A 5,196-nucleotide genomic window follows, 5' to 3' on the forward strand; every position below is an offset into this window, starting at 1 on the left:
CTGGCTGTCCCGCTCAACGCGAGTGTTTCACCCGATTACGGGTACACATTCACGGAGAGTTTGATCCTGGCTCAGGACGAACGCTGGCGGCGTGCTTAACACATGCAAGTCGAACGATGAAGCCCTTCGGGGTGGATTAGTGGCGAACGGGTGAGTAACACGTGGGCAATCTGCCCTTCACTCTGGGACAAGCCCTGGAAACGGGGTCTAATACCGGATACGACCCGCCGAGGCATCTCGGCGGGTGGAAAGCTCCGGCGGTGAAGGATGAGCCCGCGGCCTATCAGCTTGTTGGTGGGGTAATGGCCTACCAAGGCGACGACGGGTAGCCGGCCTGAGAGGGCGACCGGCCACACTGGGACTGAGACACGGCCCAGACTCCTACGGGAGGCAGCAGTGGGGAATATTGCACAATGGGCGAAAGCCTGATGCAGCGACGCCGCGTGAGGGATGACGGCCTTCGGGTTGTAAACCTCTTTCAGCAGGGAAGAAGCGCAAGTGACGGTACCTGCAGAAGAAGCGCCGGCTAACTACGTGCCAGCAGCCGCGGTAATACGTAGGGCGCAAGCGTTGTCCGGAATTATTGGGCGTAAAGAGCTCGTAGGCGGCTTGTCACGTCGGGTGTGAAAGCCCGGGGCTTAACCCCGGGTCTGCATCCGATACGGGCAGGCTAGAGTGTGGTAGGGGAGATCGGAATTCCTGGTGTAGCGGTGAAATGCGCAGATATCAGGAGGAACACCGGTGGCGAAGGCGGATCTCTGGGCCATTACTGACGCTGAGGAGCGAAAGCGTGGGGAGCGAACAGGATTAGATACCCTGGTAGTCCACGCCGTAAACGTTGGGAACTAGGTGTTGGCGACATTCCACGTCGTCGGTGCCGCAGCTAACGCATTAAGTTCCCCGCCTGGGGAGTACGGCCGCAAGGCTAAAACTCAAAGGAATTGACGGGGGCCCGCACAAGCAGCGGAGCATGTGGCTTAATTCGACGCAACGCGAAGAACCTTACCAAGGCTTGACATATACCGGAAACGGCCAGAGATGGTCGCCCCCTTGTGGTCGGTATACAGGTGGTGCATGGCTGTCGTCAGCTCGTGTCGTGAGATGTTGGGTTAAGTCCCGCAACGAGCGCAACCCTTGTCCTGTGTTGCCAGCATGCCCTTCGGGGTGATGGGGACTCACAGGAGACCGCCGGGGTCAACTCGGAGGAAGGTGGGGACGACGTCAAGTCATCATGCCCCTTATGTCTTGGGCTGCACACGTGCTACAATGGCCGGTACAAAGAGCTGCGATGCCGCGAGGCGGAGCGAATCTCAAAAAGCCGGTCTCAGTTCGGATTGGGGTCTGCAACTCGACCCCATGAAGTCGGAGTTGCTAGTAATCGCAGATCAGCATTGCTGCGGTGAATACGTTCCCGGGCCTTGTACACACCGCCCGTCACGTCACGAAAGTCGGTAACACCCGAAGCCGGTGGCCCAACCCCTTGTGGGAGGGAGCTGTCGAAGGTGGGACTGGCGATTGGGACGAAGTCGTAACAAGGTAGCCGTACCGGAAGGTGCGGCTGGATCACCTCCTTTCTAAGGAGCACAGCACCGGATGCAGACGAACGTTCTGCACGGTCAGCTCATGGGTGGAACGTTGATTAGTTGGCGCGAGCGATCCTGATGGTCTTCGAGTACTGCTTCGGCGTGGAAAGAGGAGACGGACGGCAGCTCGTGCCTGGCACGTTGTTGGGTGTCTGAGGGTACGGCCGCATGGTCGTGTCTTCGAGGATGCCGGCCCCAGTGAACTCACCGCGTGCGGTGGGGTGGTGGGTGGCTGGTCGTTGTTTGAGAACTGCACAGTGGACGCGAGCATCTGTGGCCAAGTTTTTAAGGGCGCACGGTGGATGCCTTGGCACCAGGAACCGATGAAGGACGTGGGAGGCCACGATAGTCCCCGGGGAGCCGTCAACCAGGCTTTGATCCGGGGGTTTCCGAATGGGGAAACCCGGCAGTCGTCATGGGCTGTCACCCATGCCTGAACACATAGGGCATGTGGAGGGAACGAGGGGAAGTGAAACATCTCAGTACCCTCAGGAAGAGAAAACAACCGTGATTCCGGGAGTAGTGGCGAGCGAAACCGGATGAGGCCAAACCGTATGCGTGTGATACCCGGCAGGGGTTGCGCATGCGGGGTTGTGGGATCTCTCTTCTGTCGTCTGCCGGCGACAGGACGAGTCAGAAACCGTTGGTGTAGTCGAAGGACATGCGAAAGGTCCGGCGTAGAGGGTAAGACCCCCGTAGACGAAACATCAACGGCTCGTTGGAGAGACACCCAAGTAGCACGGGGCCCGAGAAATCCCGTGTGAATCTGGCGGGACCACCCGCTAAGCCTAAATATTCCCTGGTGACCGATAGCGGATAGTACCGTGAGGGAATGGTGAAAAGTACCGCGGGAGCGGAGTGAAATAGTACCTGAAACCGTGTGCCTACAAGCCGTGGGAGCGTCGGACACAAGCTTGCTTGTGTCTCGTGACTGCGTGCCTTTTGAAGAATGAGCCTGCGAGTTTGCGGTGTGTTGCGAGGTTAACCCGTGTGGGGAAGCCGTAGCGAAAGCGAGTCCGAACAGGGCGCTTTTAGTAGCACGCTCAAGACCCGAAGCGGAGTGATCTAGCCATGGGCAGGTTGAAGCGGAGGTAAGACTTCGTGGAGGACCGAACCCACCAGGGTTGAAAACCTGGGGGATGACCTGTGGTTAGGGGTGAAAGGCCAATCAAACTCCGTGATAGCTGGTTCTCCCCGAAATGCATTTAGGTGCAGCGTCGTGTGTTTCTTGCCGGAGGTAGAGCACTGGATAGGCGATGGGCCCTACCGGGTTACTGACCTTAGCCAAACTCCGAATGCCGGTAAGTGAGAGCACGGCAGTGAGACTGTGGGGGATAAGCTCCATGGTCGAGAGGGAAACAGCCCAGAGCATCGACTAAGGCCCCTAAGCGTACGCTAAGTGGGAAAGGATGTGGAGTCGCAGAGACAACCAGGAGGTTGGCTTAGAAGCAGCCACCCTTGAAAGAGTGCGTAATAGCTCACTGGTCAAGTGATTCCGCGCCGACAATGTAGCGGGGCTCAAGCGTACCGCCGAAGTCGTGTCATTGCAGCATGTACTCCCAACGGAGGCTGTGATGGGTAGGGGAGCGTCGTGTGCCGGGTGAAGCAGCCGCGGAAGCGAGTTGTGGACGGTTCACGAGTGAGAATGCAGGCATGAGTAGCGATACACACGTGAGAAACGTGTGCGCCGATTGACTAAGGGTTCCTGGGTCAAGCTGATCTGCCCAGGGTAAGTCGGGACCTAAGGCGAGGCCGACAGGCGTAGTCGATGGACAACCGGTTGATATTCCGGTACCCGCTTTGAAACGCCCAATACCGAGCCCATTGATGCTAAGCCCGTGAAGCCGTTCCGGACCCTTCGGGGAATGGAAAGTGGTGGAGCCGGCGAACCAAGGTGGTAGTAGGTAAGCGATGGGGTGACGCAGGAAGGTAGTCCAGCCCGGGCGGTGGTTGTCCCGGGGTAAGGGTGTAGGCCGTGTGACAGGCAAATCCGTCACACACGAGGCTGAGACCTGATGCCGAGCCGATTGTGGTGAAGTGGATGATCCTATGCTGTCGAGAAAAGCCTCTAGCGAGTTTCATGGCGGCCCGTACCCTAAACCGACTCAGGTGGTCAGGTAGAGAATACCGAGGCGTTCGGGTGAACTATGGTTAAGGAACTCGGCAAAATGCCCCCGTAACTTCGGGAGAAGGGGGGCCATCACCGGTGAAGGGACTTGCTCCCCGAGCTGGGGGTGGCCGCAGAGACCAGCGAGAAGCGACTGTTTACTAAAAACACAGGTCCGTGCGAAGCCGTAAGGCGATGTATACGGACTGACGCCTGCCCGGTGCTGGAACGTTAAGGGGACCGGTTAGTGACCTTTCGGGGTTGCGAAGCTGAGAACTTAAGCGCCAGTAAACGGCGGTGGTAACTATAACCATCCTAAGGTAGCGAAATTCCTTGTCGGGTAAGTTCCGACCTGCACGAATGGCGTAACGACTTCTCGACTGTCTCAACCATAGGCCCGGTGAAATTGCACTACGAGTAAAGATGCTCGTTTCGCGCAGCAGGACGGAAAGACCCCGGGACCTTTACTACAGTTTGATATTGGTGTTCGGTTCGGCTTGTGTAGGATAGGTGGGAGACTGTGAAGCCGTGACGCCAGTCATGGTGGAGTCGCCGTTGAAATACCACTCTGGTCGTGCTGGATGTCTAACCTCGGTCCGTGATCCGGATCAGGGACAGTGTCTGATGGGTAGTTTAACTGGGGCGGTTGCCTCCCAAAGGGTAACGGAGGCGCCCAAAGGTTCCCTCAGCCTGGTTGGCAATCAGGTGTTGAGTGTAAGTGCACAAGGGAGCTTGACTGTGAGACCGACGGGTCGAGCAGGGACGAAAGTCGGGACTAGTGATCCGGCGGTGGCTTGTGGAAGCGCCGTCGCTCAACGGATAAAAGGTACCCCGGGGATAACAGGCTGATCTTCCCCAAGAGTCCATATCGACGGGATGGTTTGGCACCTCGATGTCGGCTCGTCGCATCCTGGGGCTGGAGTCGGTCCCAAGGGTTGGGCTGTTCGCCCATTAAAGCGGTACGCGAGCTGGGTTTAGAACGTCGTGAGACAGTTCGGTCCCTATCCGCTGCGCGCGCAGGAATATTGAGAAGGGCTGTCCCTAGTACGAGAGGACCGGGACGGACGAACCTCTGGTGTGCCAGTTGTCCTGCCAAGGGCATGGCTGGTTGGCTACGTTCGGGAGGGATAACCGCTGAAAGCATCTAAGCGGGAAGCCTGCTTCGAGATGAGTATTCCCACCCACTTGATGGGGTAAGGCTCCCAGTAGACGACTGGGTTGATAGGCCGGATGTGGAAGCCCTGTAAGGGGTGGAGCTGACCGGTACTAATAGGCCGAGGGCTTGTCCTCAGTTGCTCGCGTCCACTGTGTTGGTTCTGAAACCACGAACACACCCCGAACCCCGGAAACAGGGTTTGGTGCGTGCGGTGTTCACAGTTTCATAGAGTTTCGGTGGTCATAGCGTTAGGGAAACGCCCGGTTACATTCCGAACCCGGAAGCTAAGCCTTTCAGCGCCGATGGTACTGCAGGGGGGACCCTGTGGGAGAGTAGGACACCGCCGAACA

The 5,196-nt window shown here is 58.0% G+C and carries 3 rRNA genes; all 3 read left to right on the forward strand.

The window, feature by feature from the left end:
• Positions 1-48 precede the first annotated feature (48 nt).
• The 3 genes from ACFYZY_RS29890 (at position 49) to rrf (ending at position 5,195) form a co-directional block, all read left to right on the forward strand.
• Positions 49-1,574 (forward strand): 16S ribosomal RNA (locus ACFYZY_RS29890).
• Between the two features lie 284 nt (positions 1,575-1,858).
• Positions 1,859-4,980: ribosomal RNA gene (locus tag ACFYZY_RS29895) — 23S ribosomal RNA — on the forward strand.
• A 98-nt stretch (positions 4,981-5,078) separates the two neighbouring features.
• Positions 5,079-5,195, forward strand: a 5S ribosomal RNA gene (rrf, locus tag ACFYZY_RS29900).
• Together the 16S, 23S and 5S rRNA genes form the textbook arrangement of a ribosomal RNA operon.
• Position 5,196 lies beyond the last annotated feature (1 nt).

Origin of the sequence: Streptomyces sp. NPDC001744 (assembly GCF_042892575.1) — a bacterium.
Classification (GTDB): domain Bacteria; phylum Actinomycetota; class Actinomycetes; order Streptomycetales; family Streptomycetaceae; genus Streptomyces.